Annotated in this window: 2 protein-coding genes; one reads left to right on the top strand and one right to left on the bottom strand. The window is 23.4% G+C overall.

The annotated features are described in order from the left end of the window. Positions 1 to 443 precede the first annotated feature (443 nt). Entirely contained in the window at positions 444 to 1,331 is an 888-nt protein-coding gene (locus tag Q0F58_RS19420; RefSeq protein WP_294379728.1) for a DNA adenine methylase, read from the top strand. 13 nt (positions 1,332 to 1,344) lie between these two features. On the opposite strand, the gene Q0F58_RS19415 is transcribed toward Q0F58_RS19420, so the two are convergent. Continuing rightward, a partial coding sequence (locus Q0F58_RS19415) for an AAA domain-containing protein (RefSeq protein ID WP_294379726.1) occupies positions 1,345 to 1,813 on the bottom strand: 469 nt, incomplete at its 5' end.

Here is a 1,813-nt window from a genome sequence, read left to right as displayed (position 1 = left end):
CCCGTTAAAATGAATTTATTTTCATTTTAACAGGAAGCTTTATATGTTTTGTAGTCGTGGATTTTTTGACGCTTACTAATTAACAGACTTTATTGTATATTACAAATTATTGTAGCTTTTAAATAAAGATTGATCAAAACATTAGGCTTCAAGTCTGATTTTTTCATAAAAAAGAAGAACAATATTTTTAAACAAAGATTGATTAAAATATTATTCTTCTAATTTTTCAATCTATTTATTTTTATAACAAAGTTTGATCAAATAATTCTGTAATTTTTTCATTCTAATATCTTAAATATCCATTTAACTCTGTCCTATAAAAATATAATCAATCATAAAAAATTCAATTCAATTCAATTTAATTTATTGTATAATATTACATATAGAAATATTAACTTATATATGTAATATATTTGAATTTATTTAGAAAGGAGTTACTTCATATGGGAAAATCATATTCACCATTAAGATACCCAGGTGGCAAGGGAAAATTTTACAAATATATAATTCCTATTTTTAAAAGAAATAATTTGAATAATATTATATATATAGAACCTTTCGCAGGTGGTTCTGGGCTAGCGTGTGAATTACTAATAAAAGAACAAGTTGATAGAATTATTTTAAATGATTATGATAAATCTATTTATGCATTTTGGTATTCAATATTAAATTTTACTGATAGATTTTGCAACAAGATTATTGAAACTGATGTAACCTTAGCTGAAAGAGAAAGACAAAAACAAATACAGAATAATAAAAATGCAGCTTCTTTATTTGATTTAGGATTTTCTACTTTCTATTTAAATAGAACAAATAGATCTGGAATCATTAAAGCAGGCCCTATAAGTAAAAATGAAACTTCTGGAGATTACCCATTAAACTGCAGATTTAACAAAGAACAGTTAATTTTTATAATAAAAAGAATTGCCTCTTTAAAGGATAAAATAGAATTGCATAATTATGATGCTATTGAATTTCTACAATTAATAAAAAATAGAGATCCAATGAACTGTTTTATATTTTTTGATCCACCTTATTACCATAACGGAAAAGACCTATATGTAAATTTCTACAAAAAAGATGATCACATAAAATTGTCTAATTCTATTATAAATAACCTTCAAGATTATAATTGGATTATTACTTATGACGATTGTCCCGAAATTAAATCAATATATTCAATCATTAAAAATGATAAATATAAAAAAATAAAAAAACAAACCTATTCACTTTCTTATACTGCTGGTAAAGCCAAAAAAGCATCAGAATTAATATATTATAATAATATAATAATCCCTAGAAATCTTTTCAAAAAAACATCCCCTAAATAGGGAAGGGGATGTTTTATTTTAATTCCTTATATCTCATTATTCCATTTTTTTGTTTCCATTCACTTTGTAATATTTTCTTTTCTTTATCACAATAAGTAATTAATTTTTGAAACGACTTTTGTTCTTCAACAATTTCAATATCATCACCTATATTTAATAATAGTTCTTGTGATGCAAGAATTATTATTTTAAATCTTGCTCTACTTACTACAACATTTAATCTATTACTATTGTATATAAATTCTTCTTCTTCTTTAATAATATCTCTATCTCCCAATATATAACTGCAAATCATTATTTCTCTTTGCTGTCCTTGATATTTTTCTACTGTATCTACTGATGACATAATTTTTTCTTTTAGCTTTTCTCTTGTTTTTATATCTGTAATTGATTCAATATAATTATCAAAATATTGTAGCAAATCATTTTGAATCTTTGCTTTTTGTGCTTTATGAGGTGCTACTATTCCTATTCCCTTATCG

It is taken from the genome of uncultured Clostridium sp. (genome assembly GCF_934754915.1).
Lineage (GTDB): Bacteria > Bacillota > Clostridia > Clostridiales > Clostridiaceae > Clostridium.
Note: the sequence above shows the minus strand (reverse complement) of the source record. Positions and strands in the feature narration are given on the sequence as shown.